This is a genomic window from Pectobacterium sp. S5, from assembly GCF_051707265.1.
Lineage (GTDB): Bacteria > Pseudomonadota > Gammaproteobacteria > Enterobacterales > Enterobacteriaceae > Pectobacterium > Pectobacterium polare.
This window is the reverse complement of sequence record NZ_JAULSZ010000001.1, coordinates 1,681,250-1,702,933: the sequence shown is the minus strand read 5'-3', so window position 1 is coordinate 1,702,933 and position 21,684 is coordinate 1,681,250. Positions and strand designations below refer to the sequence as shown.

At 50.1% G+C, this 21,684-nt stretch carries 13 protein-coding genes and 1 tRNA gene; 5 read left to right on the top strand and 9 right to left on the bottom strand.

The window, feature by feature from the left end:
• Nucleotides 1-40 precede the first annotated feature (40 nt).
• From QWJ20_RS07595 to QWJ20_RS07570, 6 genes are all read right to left on the bottom strand, one after another.
• Nucleotides 41-4,114 (bottom strand): amino acid adenylation domain-containing protein, encoded by a 4,074-nt coding sequence (locus tag QWJ20_RS07595; RefSeq protein ID WP_433992207.1) that lies wholly within the window; start codon nt 4,112-4,114, stop codon nt 41-43.
• 77 nt (nt 4,115-4,191) lie between these two features.
• A complete protein-coding gene (locus QWJ20_RS07590; RefSeq protein ID WP_433992206.1) occupies nt 4,192-9,693 on the bottom strand; it encodes a beta-ketoacyl synthase N-terminal-like domain-containing protein in 5,502 nt (1,833 codons plus the stop codon).
• A 140-nt stretch (nt 9,694-9,833) separates the two neighbouring features.
• A complete protein-coding gene (locus QWJ20_RS07585) occupies nt 9,834-10,106 on the bottom strand; it encodes a hypothetical protein (protein ID WP_174866586.1) in 273 nt (90 codons plus the stop codon).
• A 99-nt stretch (nt 10,107-10,205) separates the two neighbouring features.
• Nucleotides 10,206-10,478, bottom strand: a complete 273-nt coding sequence (locus QWJ20_RS07580) for a phosphopantetheine-binding protein (RefSeq protein ID WP_119888167.1) — start codon at nt 10,476-10,478, stop codon at nt 10,206-10,208.
• 10 nt (nt 10,479-10,488) lie between these two features.
• A complete protein-coding gene (locus tag QWJ20_RS07575; protein WP_174871890.1) occupies nt 10,489-12,000 on the bottom strand; it encodes an amino acid adenylation domain-containing protein in 1,512 nt (503 codons plus the stop codon).
• A gap of 131 nt (nt 12,001-12,131) precedes the next feature.
• Entirely contained in the window at nt 12,132-12,761 is a 630-nt protein-coding gene (locus QWJ20_RS07570) for a DUF2589 domain-containing protein (RefSeq protein WP_174871891.1), read from the bottom strand.
• 326 nt (nt 12,762-13,087) lie between these two features.
• Between QWJ20_RS07570 and QWJ20_RS07565 the strand changes: the two genes are divergently transcribed.
• Nucleotides 13,088-16,186, top strand: coding sequence for an amino acid adenylation domain-containing protein (locus QWJ20_RS07565; protein ID WP_433992205.1), 3,099 nt, complete (start codon nt 13,088-13,090; stop codon nt 16,184-16,186).
• Between the two features lie 264 nt (nt 16,187-16,450).
• On the opposite strand, the gene QWJ20_RS07560 is transcribed toward QWJ20_RS07565, so the two are convergent.
• From QWJ20_RS07560 to QWJ20_RS07550, 3 genes are read right to left on the bottom strand one after another with little or no spacing between them, the layout of a single operon-like run.
• A complete protein-coding gene (locus QWJ20_RS07560) occupies nt 16,451-16,882 on the bottom strand; it encodes a hypothetical protein (protein WP_433992204.1) in 432 nt (143 codons plus the stop codon).
• Between the two features lie 56 nt (nt 16,883-16,938).
• Entirely contained in the window at nt 16,939-17,400 is a 462-nt protein-coding gene (locus tag QWJ20_RS07555) for a lysozyme (protein ID WP_249687367.1), read from the bottom strand.
• Complete coding sequence (locus QWJ20_RS07550; RefSeq protein WP_249687366.1) at nt 17,393-17,986, bottom strand: DUF2589 domain-containing protein; 594 nt, start codon at nt 17,984-17,986, stop codon at nt 17,393-17,395. Before QWJ20_RS07550 ends, QWJ20_RS07555 begins: the two co-directional genes overlap by 8 nt.
• 446 nt (nt 17,987-18,432) lie before the next feature.
• On the opposite strand from QWJ20_RS07550, the gene QWJ20_RS07545 reads away from it, so the two are divergent.
• The 4 genes from QWJ20_RS07545 (at nt 18,433) to nusA (ending at nt 21,676) form a co-directional block, all read left to right on the top strand.
• Entirely contained in the window at nt 18,433-19,047 is a 615-nt protein-coding gene (locus QWJ20_RS07545) for a response regulator transcription factor (protein WP_249687365.1), read from the top strand.
• Nucleotides 19,048-19,377: 330 nt separating this feature from the next.
• A tRNA-Met gene (locus QWJ20_RS07540) sits at nt 19,378-19,454 on the top strand.
• A 218-nt stretch (nt 19,455-19,672) separates the two neighbouring features.
• Nucleotides 19,673-20,125: a ribosome maturation factor RimP gene (gene rimP / locus QWJ20_RS07535; protein WP_010279686.1), complete on the top strand. Its 453-nt coding sequence runs from the start codon at nt 19,673-19,675 to the stop codon at nt 20,123-20,125.
• A 21-nt stretch (nt 20,126-20,146) separates the two neighbouring features.
• Complete coding sequence (gene nusA, locus QWJ20_RS07530) at nt 20,147-21,676, top strand: transcription termination factor NusA (RefSeq protein WP_039485969.1); 1,530 nt, start codon at nt 20,147-20,149, stop codon at nt 21,674-21,676.
• Nucleotides 21,677-21,684: the final 8 nt, after the last annotated feature.

Genomic DNA, 21,684 nt, shown 5'->3' with positions numbered 1-21,684 from the left:
AATCGCCGTTCTGCGTTTGAAACCGCAGACGGCGAATGTGTTATTGCCATACTTTTTTGAGCTGTTCGGCTATGCGGGAAATGTGCGGTGCGTTCATCATTGAGATATGATCGCCGGACGTCGGCAGTACCGTCAGGCAACCTGAAGTGAGGCGACGCCACCCCAGTCCCGACTCTGGCAGGCGGATACGACCGGGTAAAATATCTTCCGCTTCGACGACCAACACATCACCTGAGTAGCGTTCGCCACGGTAAGCGTCCGTCGCATAGATATGGGTTTGCAGGATATTGATAAAGTCCTGAAATGCTTCAGGCCCAATCGATTCAGGAACCAGCCCCACACGTTTAAATTCAGCCAGAAAGCGCGACGTTCGTTGAGCATTGCTCATGTCTGCAAGCGACTGCTCCGAAAGATCGAAAGATGCACCGGTAAACAAAGCCACTTTATGCGCAAAGTACGCCAGACGTTCAGCCTCGTTCATGTCTGCTGAGCCGTCGATGTTGATCTCTGGCGCAGGCTGGTCCAGCACTAACACCGTCGGTGTTATGCCTTTTTTCGCGAGCTGCTGCGCCATTTCAAAAGCGATAGTTGCGCCGAGAGACCATCCTCCGAGTACCAGACGAGAGTGATGAACGATGTCGCCAGCTTCTGCGAGATAGAAAGCGGCAAGCGCTTTGATATCTGCGTTATAAGGTTGGTTAACACTGAAATCGGGCACTTGGATGCCATAGATCGGATAGCGCTCGCCCAATTCACGCGCCAGCCCGGAATAGCACAGCACGTTACCGCCTGCTGGATGGATCAGAAGCAAAGTGGGGTTATCTTCAGGCTGCCCACGATTGATCGTCACCCTTGCTGCTTGAGTCTGCGATCCCTTTTCTTCAATCACGCGGGCCAACTGGGCAATGCTGCTGTTTTCGAACAGTTGCCCCAGAGACAGGGATGTCCCAAAATGCTGATTAACGCTCAGGATGAGCTTTAATGCGCTGAGAGAATTCCCGCCAAGGGTAAAGAAGCTCTCCTGCGTATCAATCGTCTCGCTTTGTAAAATGTCGCGATAAATTTCATGCAGGTCGTGTTCACGCTGATTTTCCGGGGCATGGAATGCTACGCGCTTTTCTGCTGGGGGCAGGGGTAATGCAGCATAATTTATCTTACCGCTGGCGGTTAATGGCATCGCGTCTAGCCATACCCAGCGTTCTGGTTGCATATAGTCTGGCAGTTTTTTTTGCAGCGCTGTTTTTACTGTGGACTGACTGGGTTCATCAATGCCGCACAGGTACGCGGTTAAGACGGTTTCCCCGTTGGGCAGCGTGTTTTGTTTAATAGCAACGTGAGTCGCATTAGCCACCTGTTGTAATGCCTGTTCGATCTCCGTCAGCTCAACACGGTAGCCGCGCACTTTAACCTGACGATCCAAACGCCCCATAAATTCAAGATTGCCATCAGGCAGGAAACGGCCTTTGTCACCACTGCGATAAAGCCGCTCGCCTTCAAGGTAAGGGTGAGGAATAAAGCGTGCGTTATTTTGATCTGGCAGGCCGATGTACCCTTCTGCGACATGCGAGCCGCCCAGATAAATTTCGCCCGGTAAGCCAGCTGGAACGAGCTGGTGATAAGCATCAAGCAGCAGAACATGGCTATCGGACAGCGGCTTACCGATGGGCAAATAGTCGTCTGAAAGGAGGCTGAGATCGTCCGGCACCGGATAGGTGGTGACGCCGACGGTGCATTCGGTTGGGCCATAATGATTGAGGATGCGGCAAGATGTTCGGAACTCGCGTACGCGCCTGATGAGTGACAGAGGAACGCGTTCTCCGCCGATAACCAATAACTGGCGAGGCAACAGCGCTTCAGCCTGCGGTGACGTCAATAACGTCGCTAAATGCGACGGCGTAATCTTTATGCAATCGACCGGGTATTGCGCCAGATAAGCGAACAGCTCCTGTGGGGAGCGGAGTAATTCCGTGCTGATCACGTCTAACTGACCCTGATGAATCAGCGCGGGGAACAGTACCGTGTGTGCCAAATCAGTTGTGAAGGATGAAAACATGCCGTAGCGGGCATCGGGCGGCAGGTTGAGCACGGGCCGAATGGCCTGACAGTAGTGGCTAAGCTGTGAGTGTTTGACACGGACGCCTTTCGGTTTGCCGGTACTGCCCGAGGTATAAATGATGTAAGCCGGGCCATCCGTAACCTGTGGCGGCGATGGATTGCTTACCGGCATCATACTGCGATTTTGTCTTACGTAGAGGCAGGGGAGCCTGTTACCGGGTGCCTGTTCGTCGATGATGACACAGCGGGCGGCGGAGTTTTGCAGGATGAACTCAACCTGTTGTTCAGGGAGATCGATATCGATCGGAACATAGCATCCGCCTGCTTTTAACACGGCCAGAATCGCGACGACGTAATACTCGCTTTTCGGCATGAACAGCGCGACACACTCGCCATGAGCAATGCCATCTTTCTGGAGCTGATGAGCCAGCTGGTTTGCCCGTTCATTGAGCTGAACATAGCTGAACGAGCGGCCTTCACAGCGAACTGCGATGGCGTCGGGATGTTGCTGTGCCTGTTGTTCAAACTGCCGATGAACCGCAGGCGGGAATGTGTTAGCGGTCGGGCGGCATTTTGCGATTGTCGCACGGCGTTCTTCGTCGCTTAACAGTGAGATATCCCGGACGGTTAACTGCGGCTGGGCGATTAAGGTTTCAAGAACCGTCCGCAGATCGTTCAGCATGCGCTGGATGGTGTCGCTGGAAAATAATGCGCTGCTGTAGTTCATGGTGAACAGCAGGCCGTCGCTATCCTTGTCTTCTTCTACCCATAAGTTCAGATCCAGTTTTGCGGTGCCGTAATCCACTTTTAACGGCTTATATTTGAACCCGCCATGGCTGCTGTGAAAATGGGGGAAGACCTGATACGTCAAGATTGCCTGAAAGATTGGGTTGATCTGGGGATTACGCACATAGGTAATCTTGTCCAGAATATAATTGAACGGCACATCCTGGTATCTCAAGGTTTCTTCACACTCGGCGCGCGCGCCCTCAATCAGGGAGGCGACACTGGCATGAGGATCGATATCAAAACGTAATGGCAGGGTATTCATGAATAGCCCCATCATGTTTTGCGTGGCAGGTAAATTTCGGTTGGCAAACGGTGCGCCGATGATGATTTCCTGCTGCCCGCTGTATTTATGCAGCAGGAGTTGGTATGCCGTGAGGATAACGTGGAACTGTGTCGCCTGATGCTGTGTCGCACAGGTTTGTAAGCGCTGGCAGAAAGACGCATCAAAGAACTGGCTGGCGATTCCCCCGGTGGTGCTCATTTTGGCCGGACGCGGGTAATCCGTCGCCAGATCTAACTGCCCTGTGATGCCATCCAGCTTCTTCGCCCAGTAGGCCAGCCCGGTCTGGTATTCGCCCTCGGTATACCACCGATCTTCCGCCAGTGCATAATCGGCGAACTGGAGCGTTTTCTCGATGGGTAATGCCCCGCCCTGCAGCAGACGAAAGTAGTTTTCCATGAGCATCTTGAAGAACACATTGACCGTCCACCCGTCGGAAATAATGTGGTGAAATGTCAGGAACAGAACGTAGTCGTACTGATGGGTTTTAACCATATGGAGATAAACCAAGGGGCCATTCTCCAGATCAAAAAAAATATTCCCTTTCGCCTTGGCCGTCTCCGAGACATATTTTTCAATGTCTTCTTCGCTGAATGCGGAAATATCTTCAAAGCTGAATGTGAAAGACATGTCGTCAGCAACGCACTGGCACACGTCGTTATCGACCAGCCGGAATGTCGTACGCAGAATGTCATGTTGTTGCATCAGATAGTCGAGCGTTTGCTGTACGCGCTGCGGCTCCATGTCGTGCTCGATCCTGCAAGCAAGCACGTAGGGATTATTATAGACCTGGCTATCGTCAAGGTATTGGGAGAGCATCCAGATACGCTTCTGCGCGCTGGTCATCGGGAAATGTACTCTGCCGGGTGTCGCGTGCGGAACAATGGCTTTGCCTGAGGGGGGTGTGCCCGTTTTCTTCTTTTCTCTTGCCAGCTTTTTGAGTTCATCCAGGCTAAGCGAGGTCAGTTTTGCGGTGGGAAGCTGCGTCATTATCGAGTCTCATTTTGTGACATTCGGTTTTACATTAGCGGCCGCCTTCGGCATGCATACTGAAGGCGGCCGTTCCCTTATTCCTGCAATAAGGCTTCCAGCTCGGTAAGGATCAGCGTGGCTAACCCTTTCACGGTCTGGTTCTGGTAAAACAGATCAACGCGAATATCGATTTCAAATACGCCGGAAACGGTAGAAACGACCTGTACTGCCAGCAGCGAGTTACCGCCCAGTTCAGTAAAGCTGTCGTTAACGCCGATCCCCGAGATCCCCAGAATGGACTGCCAGACTTTGACGATCTCCTTCTCGATATCATTTTCTGGCGCAACGTAATCCACAGAGAGGGCCGGTCGGGCATACCCTTCCGTTGCTTCGCTATCCTGCAAGATGAATTCCGGCGTTTCCTGTTCAGGGATCGACTCATAAATGAGCTGATCCAGATCGCTGGTGACGACGACTAACTGTTCAAATTCCAGATGCGCGAGCTGGCGTTTTATTGCATCCAGCCCTTCTGGCAACAGAATGTCTTTATCTGCCAGATTCACTTTTACTGCTGCGGTGGCTGCCGCTGATGTGTTTTCTGACGTCGCGAGCTGATTGCCCATCGTCATCTTCATCAGCGTGTAGTTTTCCAGAACCAGCAGCGGAACGCCCTCTGGTGAAAGGAACGTGATATCCATGACGATGGCGTTATCCTGCGGCTGATAGGCCTGCTTGAGCCTGGCGTGGACGTAGCACTCTTGCCCCAATGGCGATAAGAAGGTCATCTTGCCATAGCTGATAGGCAGGAAATTCTCCTGTGTAATCAATGACAGGCAGGAGATGGCCGTGGCATCAATCACTGCGGGATGGTACGGGTAGCGGGTAAGATCGTGCGTATATTCGCTTCCCAGCACTTTGTGGATCAGCCATTCGTTATGGCCCTGAACAATCTCGCGGTGGTTGTTCCAGCGCTGGCTAAACGACAGGAAATGCTCGCCCGTGTTGGCATTTCCCAGCTCGGTGATAAACGGCGTGTAGGGAACCTGTGTGGTGCAGCGCTGTTTGATGGCGTCAATCGATTGTGGCGTGAGGTCAGCCGTTGGAGCGCCGTGGCCTAGGCTTCCGAACGCGTGTTCTTGCCATGCCAGCTCCAGTACGCCCCGCGTCTTGAGGCTGAATTTATAGCCTTTCCCCTCTGGCGTGATGAATAGCCTCATCTGACGCGGCCAGGCATCGGTATAGATCACTGGCTTGGTCAGCATCAGGTTCTTGACCTGAAGGCTCTCCTGAGACTTAAAGCATGTCATGAATTCATGCAGCAGCGATAAGATTGTCGCCCCTACCAGTGAAGGTTGTTTTGCAAGGCGGTGCTCATCGATAACCCAGTCCTTCACGGTGAGATTGACCTGATAGCTTTCCTGCATGCCTTCACGTTCAAGCTGCGTCAGCAGGTCGCCTTTGGTTTCCTCAACGGCAGCCAGCTTGCTGTTTTTCTTCTCCTGCAGCTGTTTGCTCCAACGGACGGCCATTCCCACATCGCCCCATTTTCCCCAATTCAGCGAGACGGTGCGCCCACGGCGATGCTGGTTGCGGTAATGCGCAAAGGCATCCATAAACGCGTTACCCGAGCAGTAATCAATGCGGGCTTCGTCACCGACGATGGAGGTAATAGAAGAGAATAAAATAAAGAAGTCAGGCTGTTTGTCCTGCAGCAGTTCATCCAGAATGAGCGAACCTGCGACTTTGGGATCGAGCACGTTGGCGCAATCGGCGTCATTCTTCAGTGCAATGATACCGCCGCCAGCCACGCCTGCCGTATGGAACACGCCATCGACCTGCGGGAACGCGGATAACATCTCGCGCATACCGTGATAGTCATTCACGTCGACCTGTGCCAGATGTATCGTGTTGCCGCGGGCTTCCAGACGTAAAACGCTCGCCAGTTTTTCACTGATAGGATCGTCAACCGGATGCTGTTGGATCCAGGCTTGCCACTCTTCACGCGGTGGTAACGCTGCACGGTAAGTCAGGATGATAGCCGCATTACTGTTTTCAGACAGGTGGTTGGCGAGCAGTATCCCCAATCCGCCGAGGCCACCAGTGATGAGGTAGACGCCATCGTCTTTCAATTCCGCAGGTAACCCGAGGGCGTCTTGCTTCAGATGCACGGCCTGATAACTTTCTTCCCAGCGCTGGTTGCCGCGGTAAGCCACCAAATTGCCATGTGTTGCGATATGGCTTTCTGCAACCAGACTGTGGGCAAATTCATCAAGCTGTTCGGCATTTTGTTTAAGATCGATATCCACCAGATGGCACTGTACTTCAGGATATTCGTGATAGAACACGCGTGCAGGCCCGACTAGTAACGCATTCTCTGGTGACGCGATGCGCTCACCCATCACGCTGAACGTGTTGCTGGTGGCGAAGGTCACATGCAGATCGTCCAGCAAATTCTCGTTCACCAGCGCCTGCTGGAGATAGAGGGCAGGGTAGAACGTGTTCAGCGGTGAGGAGAGATAAGTGTGCTCAAGCGGCTGGACCTGTTCCGCCGCCGTCAGGTTCCATAAATACAGGATACGCGATGGACGTAACCCTTGTTCTGTCAGGCTTTTCAGTAGCCGGACATAGTCGGCACGCGAGGATGCATCGAGGGTATATCGGCCTTCGGAAAGCGCTTCCTGATACTGCGTTCCCGGGCTGACGAAAAAGACCTTATGCCCGTCCTTTTCCAGCAGTTGCTTCGCACGTTCGGCGATACCCAGCGTATCCGTCAGGAGCAGCCAGCAGGTGTTCTCTGCGTCAACGCGTTTGCCCGCCATGTATTTCGCCGGAATGGTTTTCTTCCAGGTCGGCATATAGAACCAATCGCCGATATCCGCCTGTTTCCGCTTTTTAGCCTTAACAGATTGCTCACTCTGCATGTCATTACTGGCTGACGACAGGGCTGGCAGGGCGAAGCGTTTACGCTCGAAAGGGTAACCCGGCAGCGGGATACGGCGACGGTGCTGTTCTGGATGATGCTGATGCCAGGGAACGTTTACGCCGCTGGCCCAAAGCGCACCAAGCGTCGACAGGAGATGTTCGCCGGATAAGGCCACGTCTTTCGCCGTTGGCAAGGAGGCATAAATCAACGCGCCGTCTTCTGCGCTGAAATGCTGCTTGGCGGACGATTCCAGCGAGCGCCCCGGTCCGACTTCAAGGAACACGAAATCGTGATGTTCTTCAGCCATCAGCGTTTTGAAAGCATGAGAGAACAGCACTGGATTTCGTACGTGACGCACCCAGTAGTCGCTGTTCTTCGCCAGCGCTTCCGTCACCCATTCGCCGTTAACGGTAGACACAAATGGGATCTGCGGCGCGTGCAGCGTGGTGCTATCAATGACCTTTTTGAAGGCGGGCAGCATGGGTTCCATCATGTGTGAGTGGAAAGCATGCGAGGTATCCAGATGTTTGCAGAAGATATTGCTGTCTTCCAACTGCTGTTGGAAACGCGCGACATCGTTTGAAGCACCGGCGATGACGCATAATCCAGGGTAGTTAACTGCCGCAATTTCCAGCTTGCTGCCGTGAAGTTTGGCCTTCAGGCTTTCTTCATCGAGCAGGACGGCAAGCATATCTCCCGCCGGTAATGCCTGTACCATCTTGCCCCGCATTGCGACGGCTTTCAGTGCATCTTCCAGTGAGAACACGCCGGACAGGCAGGCTGCCACGTATTCCCCCACGCTGTGACCGATCATGACATCCGGCTGAATGCCCCATGACATCCACAATTTTGCCAGACTGTACTCCACCACGAACAGGGACGGCTGGGTAAACTGGGTTTCATTGATGCGGGACTCGGCAATATCATCGCTGTCCTGAAAGATAATCGACGTCAGATTGACGTCCAGAATCGGCTCCAGATAGTCACAGCATTGATCCATGCTCGCGCGGAAAACATCGTAGGAGTCGTACAGCTCACGCGCCATATTGACGTACTGATTGCCCTGTCCGGGGAACATAAACACGACGGATTTTTGGTTTTTTCCCTGCTGCGTCACCACCAGTGAAGGCTGATCCAGCTTGGCCAGCAGGGAATCGCGATCCTTCCCGATAATAGCTGTGCTGTGAGAGAATTTTTGTCTCCCAACCTGCAAGGTGTAGGCGATATCTGCCAGATTGGCATCGTCATGCGCACTGAGGTAATCGCGCAGACGGCGTTTCATGTCTTCCAGCGCCGTGCGGCTTTTCGCGGAAAAAGGCAAAACCAGCAGACTGTTGTCATGGGTATCGCCCGCTTTTAGTGGCGGCGCTGCTTCCAGAATGACACAAGCATTGGTGCCGCCGACGCCAAAAGAGTTCACCAGCGCGCGATGCGGTGTGTCCGACGGTTCCAGCTCACTGAGTTCGGTGTTCATGATGAATGGGCTGGTTTCAAACTCAATGTTAGGGTTTGGCGATTCGAAATGGAGCGAGGCTGGCAGTTTGCCGGTTTCCAGCGCCAGTGACGCTTTGATGAGGCTGGCCATGCCTGACGCCGCGTCCGTATGGCCGATGTTGGTTTTCACCGATCCCAGACGGCAATACTGTGTTTTATCCGTGTATTCCTGAAACGTCTGTGTGAGCGAGGTGAATTCGATGGGATCGCCCAGCGCCGTCGCGGTGCCGTGGGCTTCAACAAAGTTGATCGTGGCGGGATCAAGCTGCGCATTAGCGATCGCCTGTTTGGCAACGGCGATTTGCCCGTCGATGCTTGGTGCGGTAAAGCCAGCTTTCAGGTTACCGTCGTTATTCACTGCGCCGCCTTTCAGCACGGCATAAATATGGTCGCCGTCGCGTACGGCATCATTCAGACGTTTCAGTAATACGACGCCAGCACCGCGGCTGAACACCGTGCCGTTGGCCCGCGAGTCGAAGGCATAGCAGCGGCCATCGGCGGATTCCATGCCGCCTTGCATGTAGGGGTAACCCCGGCGTTCTGGCGTGTCCACGGAAACGCCGCCCGCGACGATCAGATCGCTTTCCCCGTTCAGCAGGCTGTTCATACCCATCACGACGGCGACCATCGCGGTTGAACAGGCGGTCTGTACGTTCACGCTCGGCCCTTTGAGGTTGAGCTTGTAAGACACTCGGGTCGTGACATAGTCTTTATCATTGTTGGTGACGACCGACGCACCACTGGCGTACTTCTGCACTTCAGGATGGGCATTCACTTTACTCAAATGCCAGGCGGTTCCCGTGCCGCCGAATATGCCGACTTTTCCTGGGTAGGTGGCAGGGACGTAGCCAGCATCTTCAAACGCGTGCCAGCAACACTCCAAAAAGACACGATGCTGTGGATCCATAATTTCGGCATCACGGGGCGTAATATCAAAAAAATTAGCGTCAAAGTGCTGTGCGTTGCCCAGAATGCCCCGGCGGCGAATATAGTTGGGCGAGGCGATCATCTCTTCTTCAATGCCTGACTCCCTCAGTTCTTCTTCACTGAATGTGCTGATCGTCTCCACGCCGTCCAACAGGTTTTGCCAAAATATTGCGGTATCTTCTGCACCGGGAAAGCGAGCCGACATTCCTACAATGGCAATATCCTTATCGCGGAACTGTTGTTGCTGTTTCATTTCATTACCTCACCGTGAATATATTCGCCTCCTTTTCACGGCGCAGGCCGCTAACCTTCTTTCTCCGAATACGATCCAGAGGAAGAAAGGTCGACGTCCTACGCCGTGAATATAGAAGGGACAGCTACATTAAAAGTTAATTACTTTTTGCTACCTGCGACGCCAGCAGTAACCCGGCTGATGAGGCTTTGCAGGTTAGATGCCGACGGGTGTTGCAATGCTGCTTTGATTGAAACAGGAATGGCTGGAATAGACTTCGCACTCCAATATTTCTTGGTGTTAGGAAGGATTTTCTGGCCAAGCGCATAGTAGTTAGCGGGCTTGGATGAGTTTTGGTGACTCAGAACAAATTTAATTGCTGAAGCCACTTTTGCTTTGACTGCCGAGGCAGCGTTCAATTGATTTGCAGACATGGTATTACCACCTATTATCAGTGAAATAAGGATGATGAAACATATTGCCCATTGTTGGACGGTTATTCCCCTGGAGTATAAATACGCTTTTTGGCGTAATTACTTCGTGCTGCTTGATTTCCCAGCGTGTATTTCGCTAATACGCTTGCTTAGCATCTGTACCGTTGGGTATTGGAATAAATCAACAATAGAGATAGGTGACTCCATTTTGTTTTTTATTTCGCGATAAACCTTGGACATCAGCAGGGAATTTCCTCCTGCATCGAAGAAGTTCTCTTGGACAGAGACTTTTGGATTATTGAGTACGGTCCGCCAGATAGAAATAATATTTTTCTCTATCTCGGAAGGTAATATTGCTTTGTCGTTTGACATTTTTTCACCATTAGTTATTTACGCAGGAACACAGCTTGGATTTATCAATTTTTCCATTGGGGTGCGTTGGCATTTTTTCCAACGCAATGAAATGAGAAGGCACCATGAAAAAAGGCAGCGTCTTGGCAAGGTGCGCTTTTATCTCCTGAATATCGATGTGCTTTTGATGCCGTAATACATAAAATGCTGAGAGCGATGGCGCCGCGTTTTCCGAGCGTTTTTCGAGAATAACGGCAGCATGGTTAATTTGCGGCAGCGCCTGTAGGTGTGTTTCTATTTCCGCCAGCTCAATACGGTGTCCACGCAATTTAACCTGACTGTCTATTCGGCCAATGAACTCCAGAACGCCATCGACACGTTGCTTAACCCAGTCGCCGGTTTTATACATTCTCTGCCCGGCCTGATGGCTAAACGGGTCATCAACAAATCGCTCATGCGTCAGCTTTTCCGCATGCAGATAGCCTTTTGCCAGAATGTCCCCAGCCAGATAAAGTTCACCGCTTTCCCCCAATGCGACAGGCTGTTGTGTCTCATCTAATACATAAGCGGCAGCATGGGGGATGGGCTTTCCAATCGGGGCAATTTTTTCTTCTGCTCCCGGCTGGCAGAGCCAATGACAGGCAAATATTGTTGCCTCGGTTGGGCCGTAGAGATTGTGGATCTTTCCCGGATATTGCAGGGAAAGATCGTTGACCAGCGTTTGATCGAGCGCTTCGCCGCCAGAAAAGATGTGGCATAGCGAGGTGCAGCGGGATAGCACCTCCGCATCCACAATGACGCGCAGTGCCGTTGGCACGAACTGCGAGACGGTGACGTGATGGCGATGCATAAATTCAGCCAGCAGCTGCGGATCGTACTTGGCATCTTCGGTAATGACCGCACAGCTTGCACCGGCGATCAGCGGCCAGAAAATTTCCCACACCGAGACGTCAAAGCTGAACGTGGATTGGTTAAGGACAACATCTTTGTGCTGCAGCACGAAGGCGCTTTGCATCCACGCCAGATAATTGACCACCGTCCTGTGGCTGACCATGACGCCCTTTGGCGTTCCGGTGGAGCCGGAGGTGTACATCACATAACAAAGCTGTTCTTCACTGATCGAGGGAAACGTGGGGGTAGTCTGAACGCTCAGATCGATCTGATTGATGTCAACGATCTCACGGTGGCTCGGTGCCAGCGTAAGCGCGTGTGCATTGTCGGTAATGACCAGACGCGCATCGGCATGATTGACCATGTAATCCAGACGCTCGTGTGGATAGTAAGGATCAAGCGGTAAATAGCACGCACCGGTTTTCAATACGCCGAGCAGGCTGACGATCAGATTCGGGCTTTTATTCAAATAAATACCGACAACATCTTTCGGCTTTACGCCCCGCTGTAATAGATCGCTCGCCATTGCGTTTGCTCGCTGATCCAATTGCCGGTAGGTCAACGTTTCTGTATCGCTTCTCAGGGCGATGGCGTCTGGCGTCTGATGCCGCTGCTGTTCAAATAAGGTGTGGAGCACTCTTGCCGATGCCATGGTCTGATCCTCTGGTGATGCCAGGGGTCACGCCGGGCATCCTTTTACGCGTTATACAGGTACGGCACACCTGCACTGTGCCGCTGAGTAATTGCCACTGAGTCATGTTGCTGCTGAACAATGTGCTTTGATTATGATGACGCTTCTTGTTGCTCCGCAGGTGCTGCTGGCGCGGCGTTTTCCGCTATCTGTGGCGTGCTTTCTCCACTGGGAATGCTTGGCCTGATGGCGGCATCGGTTAGAAAATCGATGACGCGCATGAGTGCTTCAGGCGCGGGTTGACGTTTTACCTGCGTGTGAATGCTGTATTTAGCACGTGTGTCGGTCGCTCGGGTCTGCGCCGACTTGTGTGATACCCGACCGGCCATTTTGACGTTGAACGGCCCCCATCCCAGTGACGCCGCCAGGTTGCCGTCTTCTCCGGTGTCATCGGATGAAGATTCACTCTGTGTGACTTCAAGCTCGAAATCGATCGTCCCTTCTTCAATAGAAATAATCGGATGGGTAATCGCAGCAATGAGCGGTATGCGCATCGTTTTTGTCACCGAGCCTTTTGCGACTCCGCTTTCATCAATAAGCGTTTCGTCGTAGTCGAATTGGATGGCGACGGCTTTATTATTCTGAATGCATACGGACAATAGAAAATCCGTATAGGCTTTGCTGGCCTGAACCTGTGCGTTAATCATTGCCTGTAATGGCCCGCTAATCATATTTTCCAGCGGTAGCGCATTAATAACAGAACCGATAAATTGTGAATCCATCGGAGCCTCCAATTATCTGCGAATAGGGTGTGATGCACTGTCAATAAAAAATAGCAAAAGGAAGGGGAAATAATACCCGTCAGGGTACGGGGGGACTTTCGCATTCTGGCGTAGTCCTTTTGGTATATAGGCAATAATGTCTTTTATTTGTTAAACCCATACTCAGGCATGCGCGTTATTTCATGTGTCTTTCCTGGTATTAGCATGACGAACCCATCATTACGTGTTCTCATTTTTACAGCATTAATTTTTTTCACCGCGTGAGATACCGGAAGTCGCGTTAGAACCATTCCCGAAAAAGCATCCTTTTACAATATGGAAGGAAAATGATGAAGAATAGAAAAGCGGTCTTTGAAATTATCTCTGAATGGTCACTGAAAAGTCCCAATAAGACAGCGGTGGAATTTAATGGCGACAGGCTGAATTATCAACAGCTAGAATCTCAGTCGCGCCTTTTGGCCGATTATTTGTTATCACATTACCCGGATAATAAACGTGGCAGAATCGCCGTCTATCTGGAGCCTGGTGTGATGATGCCCGTGGTCTTGCTGGCTATTTTAAAAGCAGGACATACCTATGTTCCTCTCTCGCATTTTCATCCTTCAGAAAGAATCATTCAAATTCTTGAGGACTCTTCGACGTTTTTGCTTATTTCCACGCGAACGATGTTAAATAAAACGGCTATCGATAAGGTTTTTCCCTCCACGCTGGTATTAGAGGATATCCATTATCCTGCTGAGCCTGTGGCCACATTGCCGCCCGTTTGCGAAAACGACCTTGCTTATATTCTCTATACCTCCGGTTCTACAGGGAAACCAAAAGGGGTGGCCATTGAGCACCGGAACCTGAGTTATTATCTGAACTGGTTTAATGAAGATGTGTGGCCAGAGACCCGTGCGACGCTCCCTCTGACATCGACACTCAGCTTTGCTGCTGCGGTGACACAGCTTTATGCGCCTTTGTTGCGCGGCGACACTCTGTTTATTTTGCCTGCCGACAGCTTGAATGAGCCGGAGGTGTTATTACGCTGGCATCAGCAGCATTCAGACGGTGCCATTTATTGCGTGCCGACCGTTTGGGATGAACTGCTGCGCTATCAGGCCTCTTCTTCTCATGCATGGGCATTACCTAAAACGGTTTTTCTCTCCGGCGAGCCTGTCTCTTTTGATTTAAAAGAGCGTACGTTCCAGCAGATTCCTGATGTCAGGCTCTTTAATCTGTATGGCCCGACGGAAACGACGGCCAACTGCTCATTTTCTGAATTAAGGCCGGGGAAAAATGTGACGCTCGGTAAGGCGCTGCGTGGCAGCGAAATTATGATCGTGGATGAGAGTCTGCGTCCCGTAGCTGAAGGGGAAGAAGGGGAAATTTGCGCATTCGGTGAAGGCGTCGCCCGTGGCTATATTAACCGCGACGAATTAACGCAGCAGCGTTTCTTCACCCATGTTCGAGCCGATAAACGCTATTGGGGGCACCGTACCGGCGATCTAGGGAAAATGACGCCAGAAGGGGAGATCCTGTATCTGGGACGTATCGATCGTCAGATTAAGATTAATGGAATACGTATCGAGCCTGAAGAAGTCGAAATTGTGTTACGTCAGCATGACGATATCGACAAGGCGCTGGTGCGGCCGATTCAGGAAAACGGGCGTCAGCGTCTGGTGGCCTATCTAGTGAGCCATAACCCGTCGCTTGCCACGAACGATCTGCGCTGCTTCTTGCAGGATAAACTGCCGCGAGCGATGCATCCATCCCACTTTATTATGCTGGAAACCCTGCCCAAATTGCCTAACGGAAAATTGGATGTGAGCCGGCTTCCAGAGCCTTGTCCGCAGCGCCCTGAGTTGGGATATCCGGTTAAAACCGCAGGTAACGAGCTGGAACAGGAACTGATCGATATCTGGCAAGAGGTGCTTGGCTTTCGTGAACTCGGCGCCAACGATAACTTTTTCGATTTAGGGGGCGATTCGCTTCAGGCGATGAAAGCCCGGCTACTGATTAGAAAACGGCTGTTTAGTGACATTGATTACCCGTTATTTTTCAACAACGCGACGCCCCATCTGCTGGCTTTCATCGTCCCTTACTATGTGAACGATGACGACCCTGCGTTTAACGAGAACAACGCGGATATCGAGGCGCTCGCACCCTCATCGCAGCAGCGTTATTTTCTGACGCTGGACCAGCTCAGCCCAGAGCCGTCGGCCTATCAATTGGCTTTCCGTCTGACGATAAAGGGCCCACTGGATGAGTCTGCCGTGGAGTGGAGTCTTCGGCGTATTCTGGAAGGTAATCCGGTGTTGCGAACTCGCTTCGATCTGGATCGGCTACAGTGCCTTGAGGGCGATTATCCGATCGAGGCAATCCCGATTGAACGGCTGACGGCGTTCTCTCCCGATGGGGGAAAGAATACGCTGAGCGACCGACGACTGCTGGAGTTGATCAGTACGCCGGAAATGGATGTAGAACACTCGCCGCTCATCTGTTTTCATCTGATTTCGCTGACAACGCAACGGCATATTTTGCTGGGACGTGTACACCATACGGTATTCGATCATGACGCTATTGGTTTGTTCTTCCATCAGTTTGTTGATTACGTCCGTGCTTATAGCGCGGGCGATCGCAGCTATCGAATAGGTAGTGAAGCGCGCTATCTGCGCTATCGGCAGCAGCAACGGCTCACCAAAGATCTGTACTACCCGAGAGAACGCCAGTTCTGGCTGGATAAGATGGAGGATTACTTGACTGCAGGAGCCGATGCGACGGCATTCCCGCTCAGTGACAGCCAGGACGGAGAAAATTATTGGTGCATTTTGTCAGATACGCTGACGCAGGCGATAAAGCACTATGCCCAGCAGCATCGCACGACACCGTTTGTCTGCATGCTGACCGCTTTTACCCAACTGCTCAAAACGACAAACTATCGTCATGTTCCCATCGGTATTCCGGTGTCGAACCGTATGTTGACTGAAAACGCCACCACAATAGGTTGTTTCGTTAATATGGTGGCTTACTACGACGATTTGCCGGCTCAGGAGTCTTTCAGCATGCTTCTGGCCCGCAGTCAGAATAAGATCCATGCGATTTTGGACAATCAGACGCTGCCCTATGATGTGTTAATGGCTGACGTCCGGGCCAAAGGATGGTCTGATAAGCTGCGTTTTCCTGTCAGTTTTAACTATCTGACGGCCATGCCGCCAGCTGTACAGATCAATGAAACTACCTATCAGATTACGGATATTGCTAATCATCAGGCGCGGCTGGATTTAACGCTCTCTGTTTATGACGATGAGGCTCTGACGCTGTGTTTTAATTATCAGCAGGCGGCTTTTAACGCGGAAGAAATTGCTGCGCTGTCCCATCAGTACCATCAAATTCTGATGGATATCGTACAGCCAAATACGGCTCTCTTGTGCAGTAACCTGTAGAGAATGCTAACGAAGGTGTCCCGAATTGAGACACCTTCGTTGAGGAGCCCCGCATGTAGGCAATGGCTTTATTGGCAAGGCATTGACTGGGGTGGCTGAACACGTCAGGAAGGGGAAAGCAGTAGCAGGAAGGCAACGAGGTGCCTTCCTGCTATACGTGCGGCTTGCGGTTGAAAGCCCTTATTCTTAAGCACTCTAGCCTTCAAGAACGCTTGCTCTCAAGAACGTTTGTTCTCAAGAGCATTGGCCTTTAAGAACACTCTCTTAAGGGTCTGATGGGTTTTTGTCATCGGGCGTTTTTTTCTGGGCTTCATTAATCAAATGAACGCCTTTCCTGGCCTGTTTTATTTCCGATGCGACATCCAGAATATCGTTATTCTCCCGATAGCTGAAGAAATTGGCTATCAGCGTAATCAATCCTACGCTGATAGCCCCAACCAGATAACCTAATCCTATTGCATTCTCCACTTTATTAATATTCACGTGCAGCAATTCGGCGATAATCCCTACCAGTGAGAAGGCTGCTGAAATGCTGATAATGATAATAATTAATGCGGCGACAAATTTGTCATAATTATTCAGTTTCTGCGGTCGCCAGAAAAAGGAAATACTGAGTCCGCCGAACAATCCTGAAATGGACGCAATGATATCGCTGAACAAAATGCCATAGATGATAGGGGATGTTGAAAGATCCATAATATTCTCGTTATAGTGATTTCTATGAAATAGCGTTTTTTAACTTTTGTTGAATATTAATTTGGTGTGATGGCTTGTAGGAAAAGTGCTTTCTCTGCTTCTCTACGGCGAAGGAGTCCTTCCACGACTTGCTCACCATCTTTGTCCCAGCGCGGAAACTGCTCAGCAGCGGCGTCATAATTCCCCTGATTAAGCAGGCGTAATAAGGTCGATTCCTCTAGATTTTCAACTCCCAGATTGTAGGTAAATGACGTTAATGCGCCAAATTGATTTCCGTTGAGATCAACTTTTACACAATCCTGAACACCCGTTTCCGCCGTTTTTAAGTCCTGCCGTAACAGCAGATCCGCTTCCTGAAGGGTAATTCCGTTATCAAAATTTTCATTCGGCAGTATTAAATGCCCATATCCAATCGTCCATTTACCTGCTGTGTCACGATACTTTGTTAATTTCAGACCTTCAAAACTCTTAATCAGTGAGAGACCCGCTTCATTGATCGTGTTTGGAATATTAGCCATTGTTTTTTTCCTCTTGCGTTATTCGGGGGAGAACGAGATTGGTGTATTCATCAATTAACCGCATGATGCTTTCTGGAGGATCCAGCGCAGTGAATTGCATTTCTATATCGACGTGCTGACTATTTCTTCCTTTTTTGTTTTTGCCTGAAGGCGACATGCTGACGTGAAAATTAGTGATGTTATGCTCGTCTAAAGATGAGGTTATTTCGTCCTGGCTGACCGCATCGGTTCTTACTGTCATTCGCACTTTCATTTTTTCCAGCATCAACCCCCTTGGGGTAGAAAGCGCAACCAGTGGCAGTTCGACGTGGTGACGGGGATCGAGTTGAATCGCAACCGTCTTCGGGGTTAACACGCCATCAGCGTCACGTTCAAAAAAAGGATCGAGAGTTTGTTGATATTGATGAGCGATAAATTGATTGGCGGCGGTAGCAGCATGCTGCATGCCGCGAGCAATATCTGCTAGCGTTATTGCCTTTGATGAGGTTATGTTATCGTTCCGTGTGGAATGGAGATTTTCTTTTTTGGTATTATCGCCATTTTCTGTTTTTTTATTTTTCCCCATTATCCAGTTCTTGAATGACATACGCTCTCCTTATCTTATTCTTCAGGCGATAAACATGAATGGCCTGGAGTGAAATAAATGATAATTTGAGAAAACGTTAACAGCTAATGAGGGAGGCGCGTATCAGCCATTATGTTATAGATATAGTGCAATATGGCATAGGCCATTCACTTTCGATTTGTATTTTTCATTTTTAAAATTTCGCGATAAATACTTTGTGTATTTATGAAATCATTACGCCATTATGTCTTATTTTGAGATAGTATTTCATTGCTAAGGGTATTTCTCTTTGGGGAGGTTGTCTGAAATTATCATGTCAGTATGCGCGAATAAATATGGCTAAGTCTATAAGGTAAACGGCATATGCCAAATGGCGCAACATCATATCTTTCAAGATAGGCTAAAACTTATTAGAGAGTATTTTTAAATATGGCACTTTTAAAATAAAGGTAAATGGAGATTGCACAGTGAATGTTGTTATTATTGACAAATCCCCTGTTTTCATTCAGGGCTTATCTGTTGGGCTGAATGATTTTATGCACGATGTCAATATTGTTGGCGTAAATGGAATTGATGATGTATGGCCTTGTCTTGAGGAGATGAATAACGCTTTTATTTTACTAAATTGTAATAAAGAAAATGGAGAGTGCAGTTTATTCCTTGAGGAACTGCATGAGAAATATATTGGTGTTAGTGTGATTATTATGGTTGATGCGATTGAAAGACATATTTTGAATAACTATCTGAAACACCATGTTATGGGCGTCATTCTTAAAACATCGCCCGTTGATTCTATTGCTCAGGCATTAAAAACGGTATCGATGGGTATGGTCTGTTTGCCAGATGACGGGGTGATCTATGAGGGGTGGAGTGTTGATAACAGTGTAAAAGGCAAACTCAGTGAAAGGCAGCATGAGGTTCTGCAACTGATTGCGTCAGGCGCTTCTAATAAACAAATCAGCCGAACATTAAACATCAGTGCAGGAACCGTGAAGTCACACTTGGAGTCGATTTTCAGGCGGCTTAATGTGCGTAATAGAACACAGGCTGCAATCGTACTATTAGAAGAAGAACGAAGATAAGTTCTATCCTATTATATTATCCAGTTATTGTTTGATTTTTAAGCATCAGGGAATCTCACTCGTCATCTCTTTCAGCCTTCTTGGCATCAGGGTCTTTGCTTCGACCTTCTACGGCTAGCCTACTTTGCGGCTAGCGTGATGGCATAAGGCCTGCTTACAAAAAATCTGCTTACAAAAAGTAGAGTATCCACTGTTGCGATGACCACCTTCGGGCGAACGCTTATTCTTGACAAAGAAGCCTATCCAGCGTATAAAAATCGCCTTCGAACCAATCCTATGGATGACTTGCATTTGTGCAGTTGTCAGCGTAGTATTTGCCACGATTTCGGACGCGGGGTGGAGCAGCTTGGTAGCTCGTCGGGCTCATAACCCGAAGGTCGTCGGTTCAAATCCGGCCCCCGCAACCACTTAACTTCCAGTAAAGTGTTTTTTCAAATACGTTCTTCACTCAATTTCTATCTCTTTTTGCAGTGATTTTTGAAAAAATCCTTCACCGAAAGTTATGCCGCGCTGGTTAGCGGTATTAGGGTCCAGTTGCATAAAGCCCCGATTTTTCGGGGTTTTTTGTTATTTGGCAACAAACAACTGGGCTATTAGGCCCTTTTTTTATGTCTTGGGGGTGGACTTGTCCACATTAGAGCAAAAATTAACAGAGATGATTTCAGCACCCGTTGCCGCATTAGGCTACGAATTGGTTGGGATTGAGTTCATCCGTAGTCGTCAATCGACGCTGCGTATCTATATTGATAGTGAAGATGGGATCACTGTTGATGATTGTGCTGATGTCAGCCACCAGGTCAGTGCGGTATTGGACGTAGAAGATCCAATCACTGTCGCCTATAACCTGGAGGTTTCGTCTCCAGGGCTTGAGCGTCCCTTATTCACGGCAGCACATTACCTGCATTTCGTTGGTGAAGAAGTCACAGTGGTGCTGCGTATGGCAGTCCAGAATCGCCGTAAATGGTTGGGTGTGATCAAAGCTGTTGACGGCGAAATGATCACCATAACAGTGGAAGGCAAAGATGAAGTATTCGCACTGAGCAACATTCAGAAAGCGAATCTTGTACCCCACTTTTAAAGTTTGGATGAGGCAACTAGGATGAACAAAGAGATTCTGGCTGTTGTTGAAGCAGTTTCCAATGAGAAATCCCTTCCGCGCGAGAAGATTTTTGAAGCGCTGGAAACCGCACTGGCGACAGCGACCAAGAAAAAATATGAGCAGGAAATTGATGTCCGCGTCAGTATCGATCGCAAAACGGGCGATTTTGATACCTTCCGTCGTTGGTTAGTGGTAAATGAAGTCACTCAGCCAACGCGCGAAATTACGCTTGAAGCGGCGCAGTTTGACGATCCTGCTCTTGATGTTGGTGGTTACGTTGAAGATCAAATCGAATCCGTAACTTTTGACCGCATCACGACGCAAACGGCAAAACAGGTTATCGTACAGAAAGTTCGTGAAGCAGAACGTGCGATGGTTGTTGATCAGTTCCGTGAGCAAGAAGGCGAGATTATCACCGGTGTCGTCAAGAAGGTGAACCGTGATAATATTTCGCTTGAAGTCCGACCAATCGATGGCTCTAACACCAGTGCAGAAGCGGTAATTGGCCGCGAAGATATGCTGCCTCGTGAGAATTTCCGCCCTGGCGACCGTATTCGTGGTGTGCTGTACTCTGTTCGCCCTGAAGCTCGCGGTGCTCAACTGTTCGTCAGCCGTTCCCGTCCGGAAATGCTGGTTGAACTCTTCCGCATTGAAGTGCCAGAAATCGGTGAAGAAGTTATCGAGATCAAGGCCGCAGCCCGCGATCCGGGTTCACGTGCGAAAATTGCAGTGAAGACGAATGACAAGCGTATCGATCCCGTCGGTGCTTGTGTGGGTATGCGCGGTGCACGTGTTCAGGCTGTTTCCAGCGAGCTGGGCGGTGAGCGTATTGATATCATTCTGTGGGATGATAATCCTGCACAGTTTGTCATCAATGCCATGGCACCTGCCGATGTGGTATCGATCGTGGTTGATGAAGATACCTGCACGATGGACATCGCTGTTGAGTCGAGCAATCTGGCTCAGGCGATTGGTCGAAACGGGCAGAACGTACGTTTGGCTTCCCAACTGTTGAAACAGCATCGTTCAGACGATCGTTGGGAACTGAACGTGATGACAGTGGAAGATCTTCAAGCCAAGCATCAGGCTGAAGCACATGCTGCAATCGACGTCTTTACCAAGCACCTTGATATTGATGAAGAGTTTGCCACCGTGCTGGTTGAAGAAGGTTTCTCCTCACTTGAAGAGCTGGCTTACGTGCCAATCAAGGAACTGTTGGCTATCGAAGGCTTTGATGAAGAAACCGTTGAAGCATTGCGTGAGCGTGCGAAAGCCGCATTAACCACGCTGGCACTGGCGCATGAAGAAAGCCTTGGTGACGGTCAACCTGCTGAAGACTTGCTTGGCTTGCCTGGGCTGTCGCGTGAGTTGGCGTTCAAGCTTGCTGCGATCGGTGTTTGTACGCTGGAAGATCTTGCTGAACAGGGCGTTGACGACCTGACAGATATTGAAGAGCTCAATGATGAGCAAGCGGGCGAATTGATTATGGCCGCACGTAATATCTGTTGGTTTGGCGACGACAACGAATAACGAACTGT

Coding starts and splice junctions, on each gene's coding strand:
- QWJ20_RS07595 (WP_433992207.1), bottom strand. CDS start 4,114: ATGACGCAGCTTCCCACCGCAAAACTGACCTCGCTTAGCCTGGATGAA.
- QWJ20_RS07590 (WP_433992206.1), bottom strand. CDS start 9,693: ATGAAACAGCAACAACAGTTCCGCGATAAGGATATTGCCATTGTAGGA.
- QWJ20_RS07585 (WP_174866586.1), bottom strand. CDS start 10,106: ATGTCTGCAAATCAATTGAACGCTGCCTCGGCAGTCAAAGCAAAAGTG.
- QWJ20_RS07580 (WP_119888167.1), bottom strand. CDS start 10,478: ATGTCAAACGACAAAGCAATATTACCTTCCGAGATAGAGAAAAATATT.
- QWJ20_RS07575 (WP_174871890.1), bottom strand. CDS start 12,000: ATGGCATCGGCAAGAGTGCTCCACACCTTATTTGAACAGCAGCGGCAT.
- QWJ20_RS07570 (WP_174871891.1), bottom strand. CDS start 12,761: ATGGATTCACAATTTATCGGTTCTGTTATTAATGCGCTACCGCTGGAA.
- QWJ20_RS07565 (WP_433992205.1), top strand. CDS start 13,088: ATGATGAAGAATAGAAAAGCGGTCTTTGAAATTATCTCTGAATGGTCA.
- QWJ20_RS07560 (WP_433992204.1), bottom strand. CDS start 16,882: ATGGATCTTTCAACATCCCCTATCATCTATGGCATTTTGTTCAGCGAT.
- QWJ20_RS07555 (WP_249687367.1), bottom strand. CDS start 17,400: ATGGCTAATATTCCAAACACGATCAATGAAGCGGGTCTCTCACTGATT.
- QWJ20_RS07550 (WP_249687366.1), bottom strand. CDS start 17,986: ATGTCATTCAAGAACTGGATAATGGGGAAAAATAAAAAAACAGAAAAT.
- nusA (WP_039485969.1), top strand. CDS start 20,147: ATGAACAAAGAGATTCTGGCTGTTGTTGAAGCAGTTTCCAATGAGAAA.